This is a genomic window from Nocardia anocheti (assembly GCF_029675105.1).
In the GTDB taxonomy this organism is placed as follows: Bacteria; Actinomycetota; Actinomycetes; order Mycobacteriales; family Mycobacteriaceae; genus Nocardia.
In genome coordinates, this window is record NZ_JAQQFV010000003.1 from 258,641 (window position 1) to 279,438 (window position 20,798).

Here is a 20,798-nt window from a genome sequence, read left to right on the forward strand (position 1 = left end):
ACGGCTACCTCCTGGTCGAGCAGTTCACCGCCGAACATACGCCACCGCTTCCGCAGCACGGGCGACCGAGCTCCTCCACGCATCTACAACCCGCGGCGCGGCCGCCGACCCTCGCGAATCCACCGATCGCGGGAATTCTCGAGCCAGCACACGGAGTGGCTACCAGCTGTTGACGTGCAGCACCGTGTCGAGCGGTGCGCGCTTGGCGGGCTTGAACTCCGTGCCCTTCGTGTAGGCCACCGGCAGCAACACGCCCTGTCGAATGTTCGCGGGGATGCCCAACGCTTGCGCGACCTCACGCTCGTATTCGAGGTGCAATGTCGTCCACGCCGAGCCGAGCCCGCGCTCCCGCAACGCCATTGCCAGACTCCACGCCGCGGGCAACAACGAACCCCACAGTCCGGCTTGATTCCCCGCCGGGAGTTCGCCACCCGGCACGTGGATGGCTCCGATCACCAGAACCGGCACCTGTTCCATGATCTCCGCCAGGTAGGTGGCGCTGGAGGCGACCTTCTCCGCGGTCTCGGGATCTTTCGGCGGCTTCGCCGCTCGGGCGGCCGCCCCTGCCTCGGCGTAGGCGAAGTAGGACCTGCGGTAGTACTCCGCGACGATCTTCTTCGGCTCCGCGTCGGTCAGCACGAGCCAATGCCAGGCCTGCATATTGCTGCCCGACGGGGCCTGGAGTGCCACGTCGAGCGCGTCGGTCACCACTTCCAGCGGTACGGGTCGCTCCAAGTCGAGGCGCTTGCGTACCGACCGGGTGGTGGTCAGTACCTCATCGACGGACAGATCCAGATGTGGGAAATCCTCTGCCATAGCTGCCTCCTCGGGATGATCGGTTTCGGGATGTGGCGGATCGCGGTCGGCGGCACGGTCGTTGAACAACGCAGGCTACTCACCGCGTATTCGAAGGGTCGCGATGCCGCGGCCGGAATCCACGAGTTGGTCGAGTGGGTCGCGCAGGGTCAGCCGCTGATCTGTGGCGGTGCTCAGGCGGATCCGCGTCTGGCCGGTGGTGTCGCCGTGCGGGTCGACGAGCACCGTGTACCGCCCGGCCCGGGGCAGGACGGTGCCGTCGATATAGCCCTTACCACCGGCCGACGGGGCGATCCGCAGTCCGAGGCCACCCGCGTCCGCGCTGTCGCCGTCGGTGGTCGATCCGCCACAGCCCGCGGCGCCGAGCAGCGCGGTAGCGATGACGGCGAAGCGGGTCGAAACGCCCATGGAAGAACCATAGTGTTCCGGGAGGCATCCCGAGGGGAATAGGACGGGGCGGGTCGACGGTTGCGATCGGCATGACGAAGCTTGCCGGAACATACGGTGTGTGGCGCGGGTACCTGGGGTTCACCCCGGAGGACGCGCGGGAGATCGAAGAGCTGGGGTTCGGGGCGCTTTGGCTGGGTGGTTCGCCGCCCGCGGATCTGGCGGCGGCCGAATCGCTGCTGGCGGCGACGGAATCGCTGACCGTCGGAACCAGCATCGTCAACATCTGGACGGCGCCCGCCGCGGAGGTGGCGGAGTCGTTCCACCGGATCGAACAGCGCTTTCCCGGGCGGTTCCTGCTCGGCATCGGCGCCGGTCATCGCGAGGCCAACGGCGCGGGCGCGATCAAGCCGTACGACGCTCTGGTGAGTTATCTGGACGAGCTCGACGCGGCGGGCGTGCCGACGGAGAGCCGGGCGCTCGCGGCGCTCGGTCCGCGGGTGCTGGAACTGGCCTGCGCGCGGACCGCCGGTGCGCTGCCGTATCTCGCCCCGCCGGAGCACACCCGGATCGCCCGGGGGGTCGTCGATGCGGACGCGCTGTTGGTCGCGGAGCAGAAGGTTGTCGTCGACGGTGACTCCGACCGTGCGCGAGCTGTCGCCCGGAAGATGATCCCGATGTATCTGGGATTGGCGAACTATGTCAGCAATCTGCGCCGACTCGGCTTCACCGACGAGGACCTGACGAGTCCGGGCAGCGATCGGCTCATCGATGTCCTCGCGCTCCACGGCGAACCCGACCGGGTAGCCGCCGGGTTGGCCGAGCACCTCGACGCCGGGGCTGGCCATGTCGCGATCCAGGTCTTGAACGAGGACTACCTCGGCGCCCTGCGCACCTTGGCGGCAGCGCTTCCCCTCGCCAGGTGAGGTGACGGTCGCCCGACCCGCCAGCACCCAGGGGTGTCGGGTCGGGCGGCGGTTCAGTGCTCGGGGACTCGTTCGTGCAGGGTCAGGAGGCGGTGGTCGAATCGGTTGCGGAACTGGGGGATCTCTTTGCTGATCGGGCGTAGTTCGGCGACCAGTTGGGTGGCCAGGGCGCGCAGGCGCACGTTCGACTCCTGGGAACGCCAGCGCAGCAGTCGGAACGCCTGATCCGAGGTCAGGCCGTAGATGAGCATGAGCGCGCCCTTGGCCTGCTCGATGGTCTGGCGGCCCTCGTAGGATTCCGCGCCTTCCTGGTCGGTGCCGTCGTCGACCAGGTCGGTGATCTCGATGTAGTAGCCGAGGATGCCGATGACCGCGTCGTGATCGTCGTGGATCAGGTCGGTGACCGCGATGACCTCGTGTTCGAAACCGGCGGTGTCGATGATGCGGTGACGGCTCGAGAACGGTTCGCTGTTCTCGATCATGGTGGTGATCGCGCCCGCGACGCGGTCGCGGTCGTCGGGATGCTGGTGTGACAGGAGCAGTTCGGTGGTCGGCTCGACCTGGCCGGGGGCGTAGCCGTGCATGGCGGCGACCTCGTCGGACCATTCCCAGCGTTTCTCGCCGAACCAGAATCGGAAGCTGCCGATGGGCTGTTGGGTTCCGGTGCCGATCACCGCCTCGACCTCGGCGGCGCCGCTGGGCGACACGCTCGACTCGACGGGGGATTCGCCGAGGAGCTCTTGATCCATGTCGGTCACTGTTTCCGTTCGTCGGGTCCATCGATGTCGTTCGCGTCGAACCGACGGTTCAGGGGTTGGCACGCATGCGCTCGATTCGGTCGAGCAGCGCTTCGAGGCAGTCCTCGAACTCGGCGGTGCCGTGGTCCTGTGACAGCTTCGGTTGCAGGCGAGAGAGATTCGGGAACTCGGCGAGCGCGCGGTGGGACGGCGCACGTTCGTCGTCGGGGATCGACAGGTGGCCCGCCGCCTCCAGCAGCAACTGCCCGAGCAGGAAGGTCGTGAAGGAGCGGTAGGTCGCGACCGCCTCGTCGTCGTCGAAGCCGTAGGACAGCATCGCGTCGAGGAATGCCTCCACCCACCGCAGGTGACCCAGCGGTGGCCGAGCCCAGGGAGCCCCCGGGGTGAGCGAGGCCGCGGGGGCGAACAGGTCCGCCTCGCGCAGGACGATTCGCCGGACCCCGTGGGCGAGTCGCACCAGGAAATCCTGCCAGCTCGCCGACGACGCCGCCGCCAGCAGGCACTCGCCGATCGCGTCGTCGGCTTCGGTGTCACGTTCGCCGACGGAACCCTCACCGCACATTCGTCACAATCTAGCGGCCGCCGTTTACCTTGTAAACTCCACAGCTCAGCCGCTGTTTCTCCGAGGAATCGACGCGGTGGCCAGCCTCGATGGCCGACCCGCGCCCTTCGGGTGTTTAGGGACTGGGTGGGCGGTGAAATAGTCTGACCGTTGGTCCTGCTTCGACGCGTGTAGTGAGGGGATGTTTCGGTGGACGAACATCACGACGATCGCGTAGAGGGTGCGGCGACGTCGCCGGACCCTCGCGGTGCCGAGTCGGGCGACAACGAGCGAGCGGCCTTGAGTCGCCGCCGGATCCTCGAGGTCGCCATCGACCTCGTCGATCAGGAAGGTCTGCGCAAGCTGACCATGCGGCGGCTCGGCTCGGCCTGCGGGGTCGAGGCGATGGCGCTCTACCGCTATGTGCACAGCCGCGAGGATCTGCTCAGCGGCATCGTGGCGCTGCTGGTCGACGATCTGCACGAGCACCAGCTCGCGGCGCGTCGCAAGGAGGACGGCTGGCAGGATTTCCTGGTGCGACTCGCGCACGGCGTGCGACAGATCGCGCTGGACCATCCGGAGCTGTTCCCGCTCGTGGCGACCAGGGCGCCGGAGGCCCCATGGGTGCGCCCGCCGCTGCGCAGCCTGCGCTGGATGGAGACCTTCCTGGACACGCTGCTGTCCTACGGCTTCGACGACGACGCCGCGGTCTCGGCCTACCGCTCCTACACGACGTTCCTGCTCGGCCAGTTGCTGCTCGAGGTCGCCGGACGCGCGCCGGGCCTACCGGCGGAGCCGGATCGCTCGGTCGCCGACCAGCTGTCGGGCTTTCCGAACCTGTCCCGCCTGGAATCGAAACTCGCCGAGGACCACAGCGCCCTGGAATTCGACGAGTCACTGGAATCGCTGCTCGATCGCCTGGAGCGCACCCTTCCGGTCGAATGACCGAGGTTCGGGTCATGGGGTCGATTCGGCGCGGTCGAGTTCCTCGTCGAGGGCTTGGGCGGCGGCGATGAGGGCCAGGTGGGTGAAGGCCTGGGGGAAGTTGCCGAGTTGTTCGCCGGAGGGGCCGATCTCCTCGGCGAACAGGCCGACGTGGTTGGCGTAGGTGAGCATCTTCTCGAAGGCGTAGCGCGCCTGCTGTACGCGGCCCGCGCGCGCGAGGGCTTCGACGTAGAGGAAGCTGCACATGTTGAACGTGCCTTCGGTGCCGCGCAAGCCGTCCGGTGACGCCTCCGGGTCGTACCGATAGACCAGGCTGTCGCTGACGAGTTCGCGTTCCATCGCGTCCATCGTGCTCGTCCACATGGGGTCCGATGCCGCCAGGAAGCCCATGCGTGGCATGAGCAGCAGGGACGCGTCCAGGACGTGGGTGTCGAAGTGCTGCACGAAGGCCTGGCGTTCGGTGTCGTAGCCGCGTTCGACGATCTGCTCGAAGACGGCGTCGCGTTCGGTGCGCCAGCGAATGAGGTCGGCGGGTCGGCCCTCGTCGGTCGCGAGTCGGATGGCGCGATCGAAGGCCACCCAGGTCATCAGGCGGCTGAAGGTGAAGTTCTGTCGGCCGCCTCTGGTCTCCCAGATGCCCTCGTCGGGGCGGTCCCAGTTGTCGGCGAGCCAGTCGACGAGTCCGGCGAACATCTTCCATCCGGTGATGCCCGCGATGCCGGTGGCCTGGGCGAGCGCGTCGGCGGCCTCGCCGTAGATGTCGAGCTGGATCTGGTCCGCGGCGCCGTTGCCGAGCCGGACCGGCGCGGAGTCGCGATAGCCGGACAGGTGGTCGAGAGTTTCCTCGGTGAGCTTCGGGTCGCCGTCGACCCGGTACATGATCTGCAGCGGTTCACCGGAGGCGGTGCCGCCCGCCCCGACGCGGTCGCGCAACCACCGGCGGAAGGCATGCGCCTCCTCGGTGAAGCCGAGATCCCGCAGCGCCCGCACCGACAGGGAGGCGTCGCGGATCCAGGTGTAGCGGTAGTCCCAGTTGCGTTCGCCGCCGATCTGCTCGGGCAGGCCCATGGTGGCGGCGGCGATGGGGGCGCCGGTCGGGGCGTAGGTGAGCAGTTTGAGGGTGATCGCCGAGCGGTTGACCATGTCGCGCCAGCGACCCCGGTAGGTCGAGGTGCGCAGCCAGGTCTGCCAGTAGCGTCTGCACCGGTCGAACGCGGCGCGCACGCTGTCGTAGGTCGACCGTTCGGACAGCTCGGCGCCAGGCGGAGCGGTGGTGAGCACGACACCGGCGACCTCACCGGCGGTGAGGGTGAAGTCCGAGACGGTGTCGGTGCCGTCGGCGCGCACGGTGATCTGGGCGGAGGTCTCGAGGTGCAGGGCGGCCACGGGGGAGTCGAAGACGGCGGCGTGGTCGTCGACGAGTCCGAGGGTGTGGGTGGCGCGACCGTAGTCGAAGCGGGGTCGGCAACTCAGGGTGAAGGTGAGCGTGCCGCGCACCACCCGGATGACGCGCACGAGCCGGTGACGGTCGGCCGGTGCGTCGCCGACCAGCGGTTCCATGAAGTCGGCGACCTCGCCGACCCCGTCGGGGCCGCTGAAGCGGGTGAGCAGGATGGCGGTGTCGGGGAGATAGAGCTGACGGACCGTGACGGTGTGCGAGGTGTCGATCGCGACGGCGCAGTATCCGCCCTTCTCGCTGTCGAGCAGCGAGGCGAACACGCTGGGCGCGTCGAAGCGGGGCGCGCACCACCAGTCGATCGTCGCGTCCGACGACACCAGGGCGGCGGTCTGCAGATCTCCGACGATGCCGTGCTCGTCGATCGGTGGGTACTCGTTCACACCTCCAGCGAACACGCGCACCCCGCTGCCCGTCCTCACCCGGAGAGGGTGATTACCAGTAGCGCGGCACCAGCCCCCAGGACGCGAGCTCGGCGGTCACCTGTTCGCGCAGGCTCGCGCGGGTGGGGAACCGGTCCGGGTCGGCGCCGGTGACGGCGAGGGTGACGGTACGGCCGTCGGTGGAGAAGGACAGATTGACGCCGACCTCGACGCGGCGGAACATCGCCGGATCATTGGCGCACACCACCGGCCGCATGAGGACGGCGGCGGCGCGGTGCCCGGCGAAGTCGGCCACGCCCAGCGCGGATTCGCCGAGATTGGTGCACAGGCATTCCGGGGCCTTGGCGGTGCGGGCGAACCAGCGCAGGACCGCCCGCGGGAGCACCATCTGCAGTGGTTGCAGGTGTTGCTGGGCCGGGGTGGTGGCCGGGTCGCGGTAGGCGGTGGCGGCGCGTTTGACGGCCGCGCGGACGGCGGCCAGGTCGATGGGTTCGCCGGTGCGGTAGGTGACCGAGATCGGCAGGCCGGTGGTGGCGTTGGCGCGCGGATCATCGGGGCCGCGCAGCGAATGGGGGACGTCGACGCGGATCTCGGCGGTGTCACCGACCCGGCCGCTGCGGCCGAGCAGTCCGGCGCCCAGGGCGATGAGCAGGCCGTTCGTCGTGCCCTGGTGGCGGCGGGCGGCCGCGTCCCACTGGTCCAGGTCGAGCTGCGCGACGAGGTCGGCCGGTGCCCATCGGGGCGGGAGGGGGAGTTCGGGCCGCGTCGGCCGCGGGTTGCGGGCGGGCTCGGTGACGGCGCGGCTCGCGATCGCCCCGCGGATACCGCGCCCGATGGCGCGGGTCTGTCCGGCCGCGTCGGACAGGTTCGCGCGGAACGGGTTTCGTGGCGCGACACCCACCAGGCTCCCGGAGCTGGCGCTCCGATCGGGTTCCTCGCCCGCGGCGAGCCGGTTCAGCGCGTCACCGACCGCGAACAGCACGGCCCCGCCGTCGGAGACGACATGCGAGGTCACCAGCGAGACCAGGGTTCCTCCGGAGGAGGTCGGTGCCGCCGAGAGTTGCCAGACCCGCCCGGTCGCCGGGTCGAAATCCACCCGGCTGCGGTCGAAGAACCAATCGAGTACGTCGTCTTCGGACACCGGTGTCGTGGCCAGGTCCAGGGGTAGCGAGTCCGTGGCGGGCAGCCAGTACGGGCGGGCGAAGGGCAGCGGTGCCGGATGGACACGTCGAGCCAGGAATCCCTGGGCCAGGTGCGCGTGCAGCCTGGTCGGTACCGCGTCGGGCAGGGGTTCGTCGAAGCGCCAGGCGAGTTGGTTGACCAGGGCGTTGCCGTAGAGGCTGTGCAGTTTCAGGAACAGGTCGTCGTCGGCGGTGAGCCGGTTGACGGCGGCGGGCGCGCGGGTGGTCGTCGCCGGGGCGGTGAGTGTCATGGGAACTCCTCAGCGGGCACGCAGGGTGCGGACGGTCAGGGGCGCGAAGACGGCGGCGACGACGAGCGAGGCCACGATCGACCACAGCGCGTCGGCGCCGACCACCCCGTCCTCGGCGAGGGTGCGCACCGCCGACACCAGATAGGACACCGGGTTGTAGTCGGAGACGACGGCGAGCCAGGTGGGCATCACGTCCTCGGGAACCAGCGCGTTGGAGGCGAAACTGAGGAAGGTCAGCACCAGCATCGACATCCCCTGCACCGCGGCGGGCCGCGCCACGGTGACACCGATGAAGGCGAACAGCCAGCTGATCGCGGTGGTGGCCAGCACCACCAGCACCGCCCCGGCGGCGAAGCCGAACGGATGCTCGGGTCGGTATCCCATGGCGAACCCGACGATCACCACCGTCGTCGCGGCGAGGACATAGCGCGTGGCCCCGGCCAGCAGCGCGCCCGCGACCGGCGCGGAGCGCGCGATCGGCATGGCCACGAACCGGTCGAAGACGCCGGAGCGGATGTCCTCGGACAGTTGTACACCGGTGGCCACCGAGGAGGTGAGCACGATCTGCACGAGCACACCGGGAATGAGGATCGGCAGATACGCCTGCATGCTTCCGGCGATGGCGGTGCCGAAGATGCTGCCGAACAGCACCGGGCCGACGATGGGCAGTAGCAGCGCGTCGTAGAGCAACTGGGGGCTGTGGCGGAAGGTGAGCAGGCCGCGCCAGGCCATCATCAGCGAGTGGAACAGCGCGGCGCGCGGTCCGACGCGGGTGACGCGGGGACGGCGGTCGATGGTCGTGGGCGCGGGGGCGATCTCGGTGGTGGTGACGGTCATGACGGCCTCGGACTTTCGCGGGGATCAGGCGGCGGTGCCGGTGAGAGCGAGGAAGACCTCGTTGAGATCGGGACGGTCGACGGCGAAGCCGCGCAACGGGATTCCGGCCGCTCGGCAGGCGGCGACGATATCGGCCGCCGGACCGGCATCGGCCAGGGCGACGGTGAGGGTGCCCGCCGACGAGCCCTCCGGGATCTGTCCGGTGAGCCCGACGACGATGGCCTCGGCGCGGGCGGAATCCGCGGGATCGGCGAGGTCCAGGCGCAGCACCTGCTCACCGATGGAGGACTTCAGTTCGCTGGCGGTGCCCTCGGCGACCACCGCGCCACGGTCGACGACGGCGATGCGGTCGGCGAGCGCGTCGGCCTCCTCGAGGTACTGGGTGGTGAGCAGCACGGTCGCGCCCCGGCCGACCAGCCGCCGGATGACGCCCCACATCTTGTCGCGGGTGTGTGGGTCCAGGCCGGTGGTCGGTTCGTCGAGGAAGATCAGCGGTGGATCGGTGATCAGCGTGGCCGCCAGATCGAGTCGGCGTCGCATGCCGCCGGAGAACTGCGCCACCGGACGATCGGTCACCGCGGACAACTCGAACTCCTCGAGCAGCTCGGCGCTCCGCGCGGCCGCACCACGGCGCGAGAAGCCGAGCAGGCGGGCGAACAGGCGCAGGTTCTCCCCGGCGGTGAGGGTTTCGTCGACGGAGGCGTACTGGCCGGTGAGCCCGATCATGGATCGCACGGCGGTGGCGTCGCGCGCGATGTCGTAACCGAAGATCTCGGCGCTGCCTCGATCGGGGCGCACGAGGGTGGCGAGCATGCGCACGGTGGTGGTCTTGCCCGCGCCGTTCGGGCCGAGCAGCGCGAAGACGGAACCGGCCGCGACGGTGAGATCCACGCTGCCCACGGCCTGGAAATCGCCGTAGGACTTGCCGAGACCGGTGGTGCGGATGGCGAGGTCGGTGCTCATCGGAGGCTCCTGGGGGAAGGGGTCGGGGCGGCCAGGGCAGCGACGGCGTCGGCGGCGCGGTCGACACCGTCGTCGGTGTAGTCCGTGGCGTACGCGGCCGCGCGCAGCACGATCTCGGGATCGGCGACCCGGTCGAGCAGGTCGGTGAGCCGGTCGCCGGTGAGGTCCTTCGCGCGAGCGGTCGCGGCCAGACCGAGATCCCGCAGGGCGGCGCCCCAGTAGGGCTGGTCGGCCTGGACCGAGCAGATCACCTGGGGTACACCGGCTTTCAATGCGGCTGCGGTGGTTCCGGCCCCGCCGTGGTGCACGACGGTGACACAGCGCGGTAGTACGGCGGCGTGGTCGACGTGCGGGACGACCGCGACCTCGTCATCGATGCCCGGCGTGAGGGGACTCCAGCCGCTGGCGAGCAGCAGTCGTCGGCCCCGCCGCGCGCAGACCTCCCGCAGCATCGCGGCGAACTCGCGCGGATCGCCGACGTCCATCGACCCGAAACCCACGTAGACCGGCGCGCTGCCCGCGTCGAGCCAGGCGTCGAGTTCGGGGTCGGCGTGCGGTCGCAGCAGGCCGTCGCGGTCGGTCGGGAATCCGGTGAACGGTCCCTGGATCTCCGTGCGCAGACCGGGGAACAGGTCCGGGTCGTACGCCTGGATTCGCAGAGTGGCGGTGTCCGCCTCGGCACGCGGCAGGACCGGGGCGAGGGCGGCGGCCCGCAGTCCGGTGAGAACGGTCCACCCGAGCCGATGCACGGCGCCGGGCAGGCGCCGCGCCCACCGGGCCGGGACGACCGGGACGGCGGCGTTGGGCTGGATCGGGAAGAAGTGCAGCGCGGCGAACGGCAGTCCGTGCGCTCGCGCCGTGGCGGCCGCGGCTTCTTCCCCCGCCATCCCAGCCACCACCACATCGTGTCCGGGAACGAGGAAGCGCAGGTCACGCACCATTTCCGGTACCCCGCGCCGCTGGAGATCGATCGTGGCGCGGAGTCGAGCCAGGGGATCGCGGGCGCCGAACCGGGTGTCGGTGCGTTGCGCCAGCAAGAGCGCGGCGCTGTCGTAGCCGTACGGCACGGCCGCGATGCCGTGTGCCTCGGCGAAGGGAACGAGGTTCGGTGCCAGCGCGAGCGTCACCTCGTGACCGCGCTCGCGCAGGGCCCGCGCCAGCAGGATGCCGGGTTGCGCGTCGCCCCGGCTGCCGGTGAACGCCAACAGTGCCCGCATCGGCTCACACCACCTGAGCCGCGCCGGTCAGCGGGTCCGGGGCGCCGTCGCGGTCCGGGGTCGCCGTCGGCGAGTGCGCGTGGCCGACCGGGTCGGCGGGCGTCGGCGCGGCGGCGAGCTCCGTGTGCTGCGGCACGGACGCCATGGCGGTGATCGCGCGCAGGGCGTGGCCGAACTCGGTGAGGAATTCCTCCATCGCGTCCGCGGCGAAACCGGCCGGGTAGCGGGTGGAGACGTAGAGTCCGTCGGCGGCGCGCACCACCCACAGGAACACCTCGTCGGGGGAGTACGACTCGGCGCGCAGGGTACGTCCGCGCAGGTCGGCGACGAGTTCGTAACCGGGCAGCACGCGGATGTCGAGGAAGGAGACGCCGAAGCGCGGCGTCTCGGCGACCTCGAGCAGTTCCAGGACCCGGTTCCACGACGCGTCGCCCGCTGTCCTGGCGCGACGCAGGGCCGCGCGGGAGCGGTCGAGTGCGTCGGCGATGCCGTCGGTGTCGTCGAGGGCGATCTCGACCGGCACCACATTGACGAACCAGCCCATCGATTCCAGCCAGCGCAGATCCGGACGGGTCGCGATCGGCATCACTGTGCGCAACCCGCCGTCGCCGAAGCGCTGCCGGTTGGCCAGCGCTAGCGCGGCGAACACCGCCACCGACATGCGGTGCCGGACCGCGTCGAGTGCGGCCTCGACCCGCTCGAGGTCGACCAGATCGAGGATCCGGCGCGACACGCTGGGCTGCGGCAGGCCCGCCTCGACCGGGCGCTGGGCCCGCGGGGCGAAGCGCGGCATGGACCCGTCGGCTAGGAAGTCCCGCCAGGTCGCGACGGCGGGGCTGTTCGGATCGATCGCGGCGGCGGCCGCCCGCTCGAGCACCGCGTAATCGGCGGAACTACCGAAGGTGGCCGAGGCGCGGGCGGGTAGCCCGGCGACGGCCTCGGTGTAGAGGGCGCGCAGTTCCAGGATCAGGATGGCCTGCGAATAGGCGTCCAGCACCGAATGGTCGGCCGCGACCAGCACCGTGAAATCGCCGGTGTCGCGATGATCGACGGTGGCGGCCAGGCAGTGCGGCCACACCAGCGGGGACAGACGCAGTTCCAGTGCGCCACGCAGGAATTCGTTGATCTCGGTGCCGTCGGTGAGGTCCTCGATCGGCTGTTCGACGATGACGAGCTCGTCGGCGGCCGCGGTCGAGCGGGTCCGAGCGGCCGCGTCGACGGTGGTGCGCAGGCCCTCGTGCCGCGCGTGCCAGCGCCGCAGCGTCTCCCGCCAGGCCGCGGCCTCGAACGGGGCGTCCATCTCGAAGACGGTGCCGATCCAGCGGCCCCGACCCGGCAGCGGGTCGGCGGGGTCGACACCGGCGCAGTAGCCCGCGTGCACGCTGGTGAGCGGGCGTGCGTCGGGCCGCCAGGCGGCGGCGGGCAGTTCGGGAGTCCAGATCGACAATGTCCCGGAACGGATCTCGAATTCGGACAAATGGGTGTATTCCATGACCGGGTTCACCTCGTGACGAATACAGGCCGAAGCGGCGGAAGACGGATTCGAAAAGGGGCACGTCGATGTGACACCACTGTTGCTCTGGAACTTCGACGGTGGATATTCCCGGGGAAGCCTCGGCGCGTTCGATGCTATAGCCAGCGAGCGGAAATACATGTCTGTGAGTGCCGTCACTGATTCGCTGAACAAAAAGGTCGGTGGAAGATTATTCGTGCGATCCTTCGAGGACTGTCGCTGGCGCACAGAATGTTTCGGACGGAATTATCGGTGGACGCCGATGTCCGTCGAGAGTTTTGTTCACGTGCGGTCGATGGGCGGTGTCGGCGTCGTCACAATCGCGAGGACCTGTTGTCCGGTGCCGTTTTCCGTCCGTTCACTCTGGGCGATGTCGGCGGCGAGGAAAGTATCGGAATCAGCCGCCGCGGAAGGCCAGGTCCCGCAACCGGACCCAATCGAGCGTGGGTGCGGTGGGCGGTGTTCCCGGGCGGTTCCGAGGCACCCATACCCGGAGTGCGCCGGGCTCGACGACACAGCGCACCGGGGTGTCGAGCTCGAGCGACTCGCCGTCGACGCCGACCGGGATGCATGGCGCGTCGGCGTCGACGGTGACCTCGGTCGTGGTCCGCTGGGTCAGGCCGCGGCTGCGCGTGCGACGGATCAGGCCGACCGCGTCGCGGGTGTTCGTGACGCTGACGGTGACCGCGCCCAGCAGGCCGCGATCGAGCCGTTCCCGGCGGCTCAGACCGGCCAGATCGCTGGTGCCGTACGGATTGTTGCTCACCAGGACGGCCTGCGGGCCCGCGACGGGCGCGCCGTCGATGTTCGCGACGAGCCGGTGCCCGCGGTGGCCCGCGAGCAGGTCGGGCAGCAGGCGCAGGACCGTGGCGGTCTTGTCGTCGCGGTAGGCCGGACTGCGCACGATCTCGGCATAGACGCCGAAAGAGGCGTTGTTGACGAAGGGCAGGCCATTGATCCGACCCAGATCCACACGTAACTCCACGCCGTCGCGTAGCGCGTCGAGCCCGGCGGCGGGATCACCGCGATCCAGGCCGAGGTCCATCGCGAAGTGGTTGCGGGTCCCCGCGCTGATCACCAGGAACGGCAGCCCGTGCTCGGCCGCGACGCCCGCGACCAGCGCCTGCGTGCCGTCACCACCGGCGACGCCGAGCAGGTCAGCGCCCCGTGCGACGGCATCCCGGGCCAAGGCCGTGACATCGACGTCGCCGGTCAGCAGCACGACTTCGGCACCCAGTTCCTCGGCCCGGCGCCGCAGGTCGAACCGCTCGACCTTGCCGTCGCCGGAACGCGGATTCATGATCAGGAACGCCTGCCGGGCACGAGGAGCGGGCCGTTCGGGACCGGTGGTGTGCGAGGTTCCCGTGCGCAGCGCGATCCGCGCACAGGCCAGGGCCGCCAGGGCCGCCGCGGCGGTCACCAGCACCACCCACAGCAGATGCGCGCGCACGAACAGGACCACGACGACGAGGGGTGTGAGCACCGCCAGGCCCATCGACACCCACCGCGGCGTCCCGTACCTGGTCAGCGACCAGTAGAGCGCGGCGGTGGTGACCACGACACCGCCGGTCCCGACGAGCAGCAGCGCGACCGTGCCCACCACCCCCGCGAACACCACCGGTACCGCGATCGCGACGGCGGCGAACAGATAGGCGGCCCTGGCCCACCAGTGCGAGCTCGACGGCGCGGTGTGCTCGGTCATGGCGTGGACGACCGGTCCGTCTCCGTCGCGCACGATCCGGTGATTGTCAGTGTCGGGGCTGCCAGGTGCTGACCGCCCAGATGACGAGCACGCTGAGCGCGATGATCACGATCGACCACGCCGGGTAGTACGGCAGGGAAAGGAAATTCGCGACGATCACCAAGGCCGCGACGGCCAACGCGGCGTAACGGCCCCACGCCGCACCCAGGACCAGACCGACGCCGACGAGCAGTCCCAGCACGCCGAGGATCACATGGACCCAGCCCCAGGTGGTCGTATCGAACCGGTACACATATTCGACTCCGGCGACATACAAGGCGTCGTCGGCGAGCGCGGCGATGCCCTGCAATACCGAGACCGCCGCCATGATGAGCAACAGGCACGCGGCCACCACGGAAATTCCCTCCGCGACGGCCTGTTTCTGAAATGGTTCCGCCACCGGCGGTGTGGTGTGCGTCGACGCTGTATCTCCGGTCATTTCCGGCTCCTCGCGATGCGGAATAGCGCAGCCCCCGTGCCGAATTCTATCGGACCACGTTCATTCTGAACCGCTCGATTCGGTCGCGGGTCTGCGCGGCACCAAAGCGGTGCCGAACAGTGCCGTGACCGCGATCAGCGCGGTCACGGCGAAAGCCACCTGCAAGGCCTCGAGCCGGGCCTCAGCGTTGACGTCGGCGATCGTCTGGGCGGTCGCGTCGTCTACGCCTGCGGCGTCGAGCGCTTCGTGCACCTGCCCATCGGACAGGAACGGCACACCCTGGGCCAGGTCCGTGGTGGCCTGGGTCTGCACCGATGTCGGGACCGCCGGGTTGTCCTCGATGCCAGCCAGGGCGGCGGAGGTGAGGGTGGCGATCAGCACCGAGCCGATCAGCGCGGTGCCCAGCGAGGCGCCGAGGGTGGTGGCGGTGTTCTGCACCCCGCCCACTTCGGCACTGCGCGAATCCGGGACCGCCGAGACCGTGACGGCGCCCAGCTGGGAGGCCAGCGCACCCAGCCCCAATCCCATCAGCACCATCGGGATCGCCACCACGCTCGCGTCGGCCCCGGGGTCCATGCCAGCGGCCAGGATCAGCACACCGACGATCATCAGGCCCAGCCCGATCCGGACGACCCGGCGCGGATTCGCTCTCGGGCGCCAGCGCGGAATACCCACCGCCGCCAGGATCAGCGCGACCGACAGCGGCAGGATCCGCACCCCGGTCTCGAGCGCGCTGAGCTCGAGCACCACCGACAGGAACAGCGGCACCGCGAAGAAGACCCCGGCCTGCACCGCGAACTGGGCGAAGAACATGGTCGAGCCACCGACCAGCTGGCGGTTGCGCAGCAGCGCCGGATCGACGAGCGGTTCCCTGCCCCGGCTCACCAGCCAGCTCTGCCTGCGCAGGAACAGATACAGCGTGAACAGCCCACCGAGCAGCAACCAGATGACCGCCGAGAGCCCGAACAACTCCGGCGCCCCGGATTCCGGACGCACCCACCCCCATTCGCTCGACCGCAACACCCCGAACACGATGGCGCCCAGACCGATCACCGAGAGCACCGATCCGACGAGATCCAATTCGACCCGGGGCGCGGGCGCGTCCTGGACCCGCCGCAGGACCAGCAGAATGGCCACCACCACGACCACCTCGCCGAAGAACACATAGCGCCACGAGGCGAACGTCGTCACCGCGCCGCCGAGCAGCGGGCCCACCGCCACCGCCATCGCGCCCGCCGCCGCCACCAGGCCGTAGGCCGCGGGCCTGCGTTCAGGGGCGAAGTTCCCCGCGACGAGCGAGACGATCGCGGGCATGATCAGCGCGGCACCGATGCCTTCGAGCAGCGACCAGCCGAGCAGCAGCACCGTCAGATTCGGGGCCGTGCCGGTCACGAACGAGCCGATGCCGTAGACCACCAGGCCGATCCCGAACACCCGGCGGCGGCCCAGGATCGCGCCGATCTTGCTTCCGGTGATCATCAGCGAGGCCATGACCAGCGTGTAGAGGGTGATCGCGGACTGGATGCCGGTGATGGTGGTGCCCAGGTCCTGGGCGACGGTCGCCATCGACACGTTCATCACCGAACTGTCCAAGGTCATCAGGAACTGGCCCGAAGCCAGCACGGCCAGCACGAGCGCACTGGACTTCACCGGTGGCGCCGACATCGGCATGCTCCTCGGGTCAGTGGGTCAGCAGGACTTTGATCGCCACGATGATGGTGGCCACGCAGGTCAGCAGCAGGGCGCCGGTGAGGGTGGAGCGGTCCGGGCTGGCGCCCTGGAGTCGCCGGATGACGAACACGATGCCGCCGATCCGCACGAGCATCACCGCCTCGGCCAGGATCTGCGCGGTGCGCGGTTCGAGCCAGCCGATCGCCGCGGCCGCGAGGATCACGCACGGCAGCACCGCCGAGCTCAGGATGGGCAGCGAGTCGCGCAGATCCGTCCAGCGTTCGAGACCGTTCGGCGACTGGTCCGACCGCACCGCCCGGCCGACGTTCTCGGCGAAGGAATGCGCGACGAAGGTCGACAGGGCGGTGCCGAGTACGACGAGGATCCCGACGTTCTCCGCCGACGGCGAGACCGGGATCAGTGCGGCCAGGATCAGGATGTTGCCGTAGATATAAGCACTGATCCGGCTGGTCGCGTTGCGCTGATCGAGCGGGACCCGGGAGAACAAGGGCCCGTGCAAGAGCGTGTGCCTGTTGCCTTCCATCGGCCTCACCGTGGTCGTCGGGTGACACCCCTTGTGTGAACTATAGGCGCCGACTTCTCGCGTTATCTGCGCGTTATCACAACGTTGTCCAGTCGGAGCCGGTTGCTATGGTGACGCGCGAAAGTTTGTTCGTTCGACCGTGAGGAAGACCATGGGAAGCACTGCCCTCGACGTCATCGCGTTGCTCGTGAACCGCGCTGCCGAGTTCTGGAACTGGATGGCGACCGGCTCGTCGGGTTTCCCGCCGCTGTGACCGGTTGAGGCCACGCTGACGAAACCCCCGAACGCCCACCGGCGTTCGGGGGTTTCGCCCTGTCGGGGAGGGTCAGGGCAGGCGATCGAGCAGCAGCGGCGCCCGGCCAGGGCGGGCAGATCGGCGGGAGCGTCGTCGGTGATGAGAACTACGGGGCGCTGCACCTGGTCCGAGTAGACCCAGGCGCTTCATTCAGGGAAATCCCATGTGGCTCAGGCGCTTCGACGCGCCGACCCCCTCCTCGCCGACGCGATGACTCTAGCCGGAAAGCCGGGCGGGTGGGACGCGATTGCCCCGCGATCGAGCGCGCGCGAACGTGTCGGACCCCGGCGTTACCGTTGTCGCACAGCCCATATCGAGGACAGGGGTGGCGATGACCGAGAACGACGACGCCGCGCGTGAACGTGCCCGGCGGCCGGAAGATCTGAGCAGGCTCGTGGTCGAACGGCTCAACGCGGGAGATGTGGACGGTCTGGTCGAGCTGTACGAGTCCGACGCGGTGCTCGCCCTGCCCGACGGGGTCGTCGCGACCGGGCTCGAGGAGATCAGGGCCGCCTATACGGCCCTGGTCGCGTCCCGGCCGGTGTTCCAGCCCGGTGCGCAGTCGCCCGCCCTGCGGGCCGGTGACCTCGCGCTCACCTCGTCGCGACTGCCCGGCGGGGGCGGGGCCACGGTGGAGGTGGCCCGGCGCCAGCCCGACGGGAGTTGGCGGTGGATCCTGGATCAGCCCAACGTGCTGGGCTGAGCGTCAGTTCTGTTGGAGTCCGGAGTTCAGGACGACGACCACCCTGTCGGCGGTCACCTCGCTGACCCGGACGTCGACACCGTCGGCGGCCTGGGACTGACCCACCGGCACGGTGATCTGCTGGCCGCCGATGCTCAAGGTGACCAGGTCACCGTTGACGGCGACGAGTTCGGCGTCGATGCCGAGCACGGAGGCCTTGGCCTGCACCCCGCGTTCGAAGGTGATGGTGCAGCCGCCGACGGTGCACTCGGAGGTGGTGCCGGGGCCCGTCATGGTGCAGGCGGTGGCGGCGAGGGGAAGCAGGAGGGCGAACGCGGAGAGCGTGATCAGCCGTCGAACAGGCATGCCGGTGAGTGTAGTGCGCACCGGCGCGCCGGGGCCCGAAGCGCTGACTCGGGATCGAAGACACAACGGAACGGTCTCGTCGTGTTGCGGGCCCCCAGCGGCGGGGAATACCGTCGCTGAGAGGTAACTGGCATCGCAGCACCGGCCGAGATCGGGAGGTGGGACCATGATCGCGAGCGAGATGACGGTTGCCAGCCGCTGGTGGTGGCGGCCGGGGTGGACGTCGGGACGTTCCTTCTACGACTGGCAGATCGAACCCACCCAGACCGTCGCCGACAAGCTGGTCGAGATCTTCGCACCGACCCTGGCCCGATTACCCGCGCTCGAGCAGGTCGACGCCGCGCACCTGCGAATCGGGGTGCAGGGTATCGGCTTCGTCGACGGGGTCAAGGGCGTACACCTGGCGGCGCTGGTGGCCGGGGCACGGGACCTGCTGGCCGAGCACGCGCCGTTCCCGCTCACCTTCGGCCCGCCGATGGTCGCCGACGACTCGATCCAGCTGCCGATCGCCCTGCCCGAGGAACTGGTGCGCGTCCGCGAAGACCTCACCCGCGCGCTGAGCGAGGTGTGGATCCGTGAGCGCATCCCCGATTTCGGCGAACCGCTGCGGCCCTGCCTGACCCTGGCGCACGCGACCGGCGCCGTGCCGAAGGACGAGATCCGCGCGGTGCTGGCCGAGGACGGCTTCATTGACTTCACCCTCGACGACACGGTCTCCGCCGTCTCGATGGTCGAATTGCTGTGTGAGAACGGCAGATACGACTGGGCGGAGGTCAGCACCGCCGACCTGCTGCGCGATCCCACCCCAGTCGTCGAGCGCACCGTCTTCGACGATCCGCTCTTCGGTCCGCTGCGCACCCCGGAGCGGGATCGGCTGCTCAGGAACTGAGCCGTGGCGGCGGGGTGCCGTGCGGCAGCCGTGGTCCCACCGCCAGCCGGGCACCCGGCGTGCGCCCGCGCCCCCAGCCGAGTTTCTCCCGGTAGCCACCGATGTGCTCGGTCGGCACCGTGGCCCCGTCGGGCAGCGGCGTGACCTCCGGCGCGACGTAGAGCGCGTCGACCGGGCAGTACGCCTCGCACAGGAAACAGGTCTGGCAGTCGGACTGCCGGGCGATGACCGGGATTCCGCTGTCGGTGCGGTCGAACACATTGGTCGGGCAGGCGGCCACGCATTTGTCGCAGCCGATGCAGTCCTCGGCGCGCAGCAGTTCGATCACGACGCCACCGCCAGTACCCGCTCGCGGGTGGGCGCGGCATCCGTCCACGGCGTGTCCAGTCCGCCGGAGAGCAGATGGTGGTGCTGTGCCGGGTCGAGCTCCGGGTGGTCGGCCCGCTTGCTCATGCCGCGAGTCTCGGTGCGCGCCAGCGCCGATCGGTACATGAGGCGTCCGACCGCGGTGATGGCCGCGGCCTGCCGTGCCCGGACCCGCTCGTCACCGGTCGCCCCGCCGAGTCCGTCCGCCGCGACCGACCAGAGTTCATCGAGGCGGGCCAGCGCCGGGCGCAACCGGTCACCGTGACGCAGGAAGTTGTGCTCGATCGGCAGCAACTCGGCCTGCGCGGCCGCCACCACCTCGGCGGCGGACACCGAACTCCCGCTCTCGGGTCGTAGTCCGACCCGGCCGATGCCGTGCACCGCGTCGGTGCCGCGACCGGCGGCCTGCGCGTACCGGGCCGCTCCGGCGCCCGCCCAACTGCCCGACGACATCGCCCAGGCCGCGTTGTGGCTGCCGCCGCCGGTGAAACCACCGCAGATCCGCTCCCTGGTGGCGGCGTCACCGGCGACGTAGAGGCCGGGAACCGTGGTCGCGCAGTCCTCGTCGATCACATCGATGCCGCCGGTGCCGCGCACGGTGCCTTCAGCCAGCAGATCGATCTCGAAGCGCTGGGTGAACGGATCGATGCCGCGCCGATCGAACTGCAGGAAGAAATTGGGCTGACCCACCCGCATCTGCGCCTGCACGGTCTCGTCGGCCCGATCGAGCTGGGCGTACACCTTTTCCTGCAGCAGGGTGCGCGCGATCACCGAGCGGCCTCGGGCCGAGCCCGCCTCCTCGAGCACCCGGCCGTCGGCACCGAAGAAGGTGGCGTAGCCGTAGTAGGCGGTCTTGGTGATGGTGGAGCCCTTGGGCACGATCGCGTAGGCGTTGGAGAACTCCATGCCGGAGAACCGGGCACCCGCCTCGGCCGCCATGAGCGCGCCGTCGCCGGTGTCGACATTGGTGCCCAGCGCCCGCGACAGGAAGGCGCAGCCACCCGTGGCGAGCACGACCGCGCTCGCGGTGATCCGGTAGTCGCGGTCGAGCTGACGCTGATGGCCCGCCGCGCCACGCACCGCGCCCGCCTCGTCGACGAGCAGTTCCAGCGCCGGACTGTGATCGTGCACCTGGACGCCGATGCGGGTCAGCCAGGCCCGCATCCGGCGCATGTACTCCGGGCCCTGCACGCCGGTGCGCAGCGGCGTGCCGGTCGCAGGGTCGACCGGGAACGGGTACCGACCCTCGACGGCGAGCCGGTTGATGTTGGTGTAGGTCTGATCCAGCACGCGATCCATCCAGTGGTGGTCGGCGAGGTAGCCGCCCAGCGCCTCCCGGCTCGCCTTGGCGGCGGCGCGGGCCTGGGCCTCCGGGGCCACGTACCAGACGCCGGTGCCCGACGGCGCGGTCGCGCCGCTGGTGCCGCAGTAGCCCTTGTCCACCAGGATCACCTCGGCGCCCGCCTCGCGGGCGTGGATCGCGGCCCAACACGCCGCCGGGCCGCCGCCGATGATCAGCACATCGGTGCTGGCTTGCCAGTTTTCTGTCATGAGGTGTCCTCGGGTCGCGGGGCCGGATGTCGGAGCGGAGAAGCGGTGGTGCCCGGTCGAGGCCGGGCACCACCGCGAGG

At 70.0% G+C, this 20,798-nt stretch carries 21 protein-coding genes; 4 read left to right on the forward strand and 17 right to left on the reverse strand.

Features of this window, described 5'->3' with window-relative positions:
- Positions 1-159: 159 nt before the first annotated feature.
- Both QC180_RS08710 and QC180_RS08715 read right to left on the reverse strand, forming a co-directional pair.
- Positions 160-816, reverse strand: a complete 657-nt coding sequence (locus QC180_RS08710; RefSeq protein ID WP_278262121.1) for a nitroreductase family protein — start codon at positions 814-816, stop codon at positions 160-162.
- A 75-nt stretch (positions 817-891) separates the two neighbouring features.
- Positions 892-1,224: a hypothetical protein gene (locus QC180_RS08715; RefSeq protein ID WP_278262122.1), complete on the reverse strand. Its 333-nt coding sequence runs from the start codon at positions 1,222-1,224 to the stop codon at positions 892-894.
- A 65-nt stretch (positions 1,225-1,289) separates the two neighbouring features.
- Here QC180_RS08715 and QC180_RS08720 point away from each other — a divergent pair, with 65 nt between their 5' ends.
- Positions 1,290-2,129, forward strand: a complete 840-nt coding sequence (locus tag QC180_RS08720) for an LLM class F420-dependent oxidoreductase (protein ID WP_278262563.1) — start codon at positions 1,290-1,292, stop codon at positions 2,127-2,129.
- A gap of 53 nt (positions 2,130-2,182) precedes the next feature.
- On the opposite strand, the gene QC180_RS08725 is transcribed toward QC180_RS08720, so the two are convergent.
- The gene (locus tag QC180_RS08725; RefSeq protein WP_278262123.1) at positions 2,183-2,878 is read right to left on the reverse strand and encodes a PAS and ANTAR domain-containing protein; all 696 of its coding nucleotides are present in this window, start codon (positions 2,876-2,878) and stop codon (positions 2,183-2,185) included.
- A gap of 58 nt (positions 2,879-2,936) precedes the next feature.
- Positions 2,937-3,449, reverse strand: coding sequence for a TetR/AcrR family transcriptional regulator C-terminal domain-containing protein (locus QC180_RS08730; RefSeq protein WP_278262124.1), 513 nt, complete (start codon positions 3,447-3,449; stop codon positions 2,937-2,939).
- 189 nt (positions 3,450-3,638) lie between these two features.
- Between QC180_RS08730 and QC180_RS08735 the strand changes: the two genes are divergently transcribed.
- On the forward strand, positions 3,639-4,373 hold the full coding sequence (locus tag QC180_RS08735; RefSeq protein WP_474646408.1) for a TetR/AcrR family transcriptional regulator: 735 nt from the start codon (positions 3,639-3,641) through the stop codon (positions 4,371-4,373).
- A 12-nt stretch (positions 4,374-4,385) separates the two neighbouring features.
- On the opposite strand, the gene QC180_RS08740 is transcribed toward QC180_RS08735, so the two are convergent.
- From QC180_RS08740 to QC180_RS08785, 10 genes are all read right to left on the reverse strand, one after another.
- Positions 4,386-6,212 carry a glycoside hydrolase family 15 protein gene (locus QC180_RS08740; protein WP_278262126.1) on the reverse strand — a complete coding sequence of 609 codons (1,827 nt, stop codon included), beginning with the start codon at positions 6,210-6,212 and terminating at the stop codon, positions 4,386-4,388.
- Positions 6,213-6,264: 52 nt separating this feature from the next.
- A complete protein-coding gene (locus QC180_RS08745) occupies positions 6,265-7,644 on the reverse strand; it encodes a hypothetical protein (RefSeq protein ID WP_278262127.1) in 1,380 nt (459 codons plus the stop codon).
- 9 nt (positions 7,645-7,653) lie between these two features.
- A complete protein-coding gene (locus QC180_RS08750; RefSeq protein WP_278262128.1) occupies positions 7,654-8,481 on the reverse strand; it encodes an ABC transporter permease in 828 nt (275 codons plus the stop codon).
- Positions 8,482-8,505: 24 nt separating this feature from the next.
- A complete protein-coding gene (locus QC180_RS08755) occupies positions 8,506-9,444 on the reverse strand; it encodes an ATP-binding cassette domain-containing protein (protein WP_278262129.1) in 939 nt (312 codons plus the stop codon).
- Positions 9,441-10,661 carry a glycosyltransferase gene (locus QC180_RS08760; RefSeq protein WP_278262130.1) on the reverse strand — a complete coding sequence of 407 codons (1,221 nt, stop codon included), beginning with the start codon at positions 10,659-10,661 and terminating at the stop codon, positions 9,441-9,443. The genes QC180_RS08755 and QC180_RS08760 overlap by 4 nt, the downstream gene beginning before the upstream one ends.
- Positions 10,662-10,665: 4 nt before the next feature.
- Positions 10,666-12,153, reverse strand: a complete 1,488-nt coding sequence (locus tag QC180_RS08765) for a condensation domain-containing protein (RefSeq protein ID WP_278262131.1) — start codon at positions 12,151-12,153, stop codon at positions 10,666-10,668.
- A gap of 418 nt (positions 12,154-12,571) precedes the next feature.
- Positions 12,572-13,876, reverse strand: coding sequence for a diacylglycerol/lipid kinase family protein (locus QC180_RS08770; protein WP_278262564.1), 1,305 nt, complete (start codon positions 13,874-13,876; stop codon positions 12,572-12,574).
- 46 nt (positions 13,877-13,922) lie between these two features.
- The gene (locus QC180_RS08775; RefSeq protein WP_278262132.1) at positions 13,923-14,354 is read right to left on the reverse strand and encodes a DUF7144 family membrane protein; all 432 of its coding nucleotides are present in this window, start codon (positions 14,352-14,354) and stop codon (positions 13,923-13,925) included.
- 60 nt (positions 14,355-14,414) lie between these two features.
- Entirely contained in the window at positions 14,415-16,019 is a 1,605-nt protein-coding gene (locus QC180_RS08780) for an MFS transporter (RefSeq protein WP_278262133.1), read from the reverse strand.
- 16 nt (positions 16,020-16,035) lie between these two features.
- Complete coding sequence (locus tag QC180_RS08785; RefSeq protein ID WP_278262134.1) at positions 16,036-16,569, reverse strand: hypothetical protein; 534 nt, start codon at positions 16,567-16,569, stop codon at positions 16,036-16,038.
- A gap of 626 nt (positions 16,570-17,195) precedes the next feature.
- Between QC180_RS08785 and QC180_RS08790 the strand changes: the two genes are divergently transcribed.
- Entirely contained in the window at positions 17,196-17,567 is a 372-nt protein-coding gene (locus tag QC180_RS08790) for a YybH family protein (RefSeq protein WP_278262135.1), read from the forward strand.
- Positions 17,568-17,570: 3 nt separating this feature from the next.
- Here the strand turns inward: QC180_RS08790 and QC180_RS08795 are convergent, their stop codons facing one another.
- A complete protein-coding gene (locus QC180_RS08795) occupies positions 17,571-17,912 on the reverse strand; it encodes a hypothetical protein (protein ID WP_278262136.1) in 342 nt (113 codons plus the stop codon).
- Positions 17,913-18,078: 166 nt separating this feature from the next.
- Between QC180_RS08795 and QC180_RS08800 the strand changes: the two genes are divergently transcribed.
- On the forward strand, positions 18,079-18,801 hold the full coding sequence (locus QC180_RS08800) for a 2'-5' RNA ligase family protein (RefSeq protein ID WP_278262137.1): 723 nt from the start codon (positions 18,079-18,081) through the stop codon (positions 18,799-18,801).
- Here QC180_RS08800 and QC180_RS08805 read toward each other — a convergent pair.
- Together QC180_RS08805 and QC180_RS08810 are read right to left on the reverse strand one after the other, a co-directional pair.
- A complete protein-coding gene (locus tag QC180_RS08805) occupies positions 18,791-19,129 on the reverse strand; it encodes a 4Fe-4S dicluster domain-containing protein (RefSeq protein WP_278262138.1) in 339 nt (112 codons plus the stop codon). The two genes, QC180_RS08800 and QC180_RS08805, sit on opposite strands and share 11 nt — an antisense overlap.
- A complete protein-coding gene (locus tag QC180_RS08810) occupies positions 19,126-20,718 on the reverse strand; it encodes an FAD-dependent oxidoreductase (protein WP_278262139.1) in 1,593 nt (530 codons plus the stop codon). The genes QC180_RS08805 and QC180_RS08810 overlap by 4 nt, the downstream gene beginning before the upstream one ends.
- Positions 20,719-20,798 lie beyond the last annotated feature (80 nt).

What these genes read in the sequence shown, in the direction of transcription:
- QC180_RS08750 (WP_278262128.1), bottom strand. Translation starts at nt 8,481, where the DNA reads ATGACCGTCACCACCACCGAGATCGCCCCCGCGCCCACGACCATCGAC.
- QC180_RS08710 (WP_278262121.1), bottom strand. Translation starts at nt 816, where the DNA reads ATGGCAGAGGATTTCCCACATCTGGATCTGTCCGTCGATGAGGTACTG.
- QC180_RS08745 (WP_278262127.1), bottom strand. Translation starts at nt 7,644, where the DNA reads ATGACACTCACCGCCCCGGCGACGACCACCCGCGCGCCCGCCGCCGTC.
- QC180_RS08800 (WP_278262137.1), top strand. Translation starts at nt 18,079, where the DNA reads ATGATCGCGAGCGAGATGACGGTTGCCAGCCGCTGGTGGTGGCGGCCG.
- QC180_RS08810 (WP_278262139.1), bottom strand. Translation starts at nt 20,718, where the DNA reads ATGACAGAAAACTGGCAAGCCAGCACCGATGTGCTGATCATCGGCGGC.
- QC180_RS08725 (WP_278262123.1), bottom strand. Translation starts at nt 2,878, where the DNA reads ATGGATCAAGAGCTCCTCGGCGAATCCCCCGTCGAGTCGAGCGTGTCG.
- QC180_RS08715 (WP_278262122.1), bottom strand. Translation starts at nt 1,224, where the DNA reads ATGGGCGTTTCGACCCGCTTCGCCGTCATCGCTACCGCGCTGCTCGGC.
- QC180_RS08760 (WP_278262130.1), bottom strand. Translation starts at nt 10,661, where the DNA reads ATGCGGGCACTGTTGGCGTTCACCGGCAGCCGGGGCGACGCGCAACCC.
- QC180_RS08755 (WP_278262129.1), bottom strand. Translation starts at nt 9,444, where the DNA reads ATGAGCACCGACCTCGCCATCCGCACCACCGGTCTCGGCAAGTCCTAC.
- QC180_RS08790 (WP_278262135.1), top strand. Translation starts at nt 17,196, where the DNA reads ATGACCGAGAACGACGACGCCGCGCGTGAACGTGCCCGGCGGCCGGAA.
- QC180_RS08785 (WP_278262134.1), bottom strand. Translation starts at nt 16,569, where the DNA reads ATGGAAGGCAACAGGCACACGCTCTTGCACGGGCCCTTGTTCTCCCGG.
- QC180_RS08780 (WP_278262133.1), bottom strand. Translation starts at nt 16,019, where the DNA reads ATGTCGGCGCCACCGGTGAAGTCCAGTGCGCTCGTGCTGGCCGTGCTG.
- QC180_RS08795 (WP_278262136.1), bottom strand. Translation starts at nt 17,912, where the DNA reads ATGCCTGTTCGACGGCTGATCACGCTCTCCGCGTTCGCCCTCCTGCTT.
- QC180_RS08765 (WP_278262131.1), bottom strand. Translation starts at nt 12,153, where the DNA reads ATGGAATACACCCATTTGTCCGAATTCGAGATCCGTTCCGGGACATTG.
- QC180_RS08730 (WP_278262124.1), bottom strand. Translation starts at nt 3,449, where the DNA reads ATGTGCGGTGAGGGTTCCGTCGGCGAACGTGACACCGAAGCCGACGAC.
- QC180_RS08775 (WP_278262132.1), bottom strand. Translation starts at nt 14,354, where the DNA reads ATGACCGGAGATACAGCGTCGACGCACACCACACCGCCGGTGGCGGAA.
- QC180_RS08770 (WP_278262564.1), bottom strand. Translation starts at nt 13,876, where the DNA reads ATGACCGAGCACACCGCGCCGTCGAGCTCGCACTGGTGGGCCAGGGCC.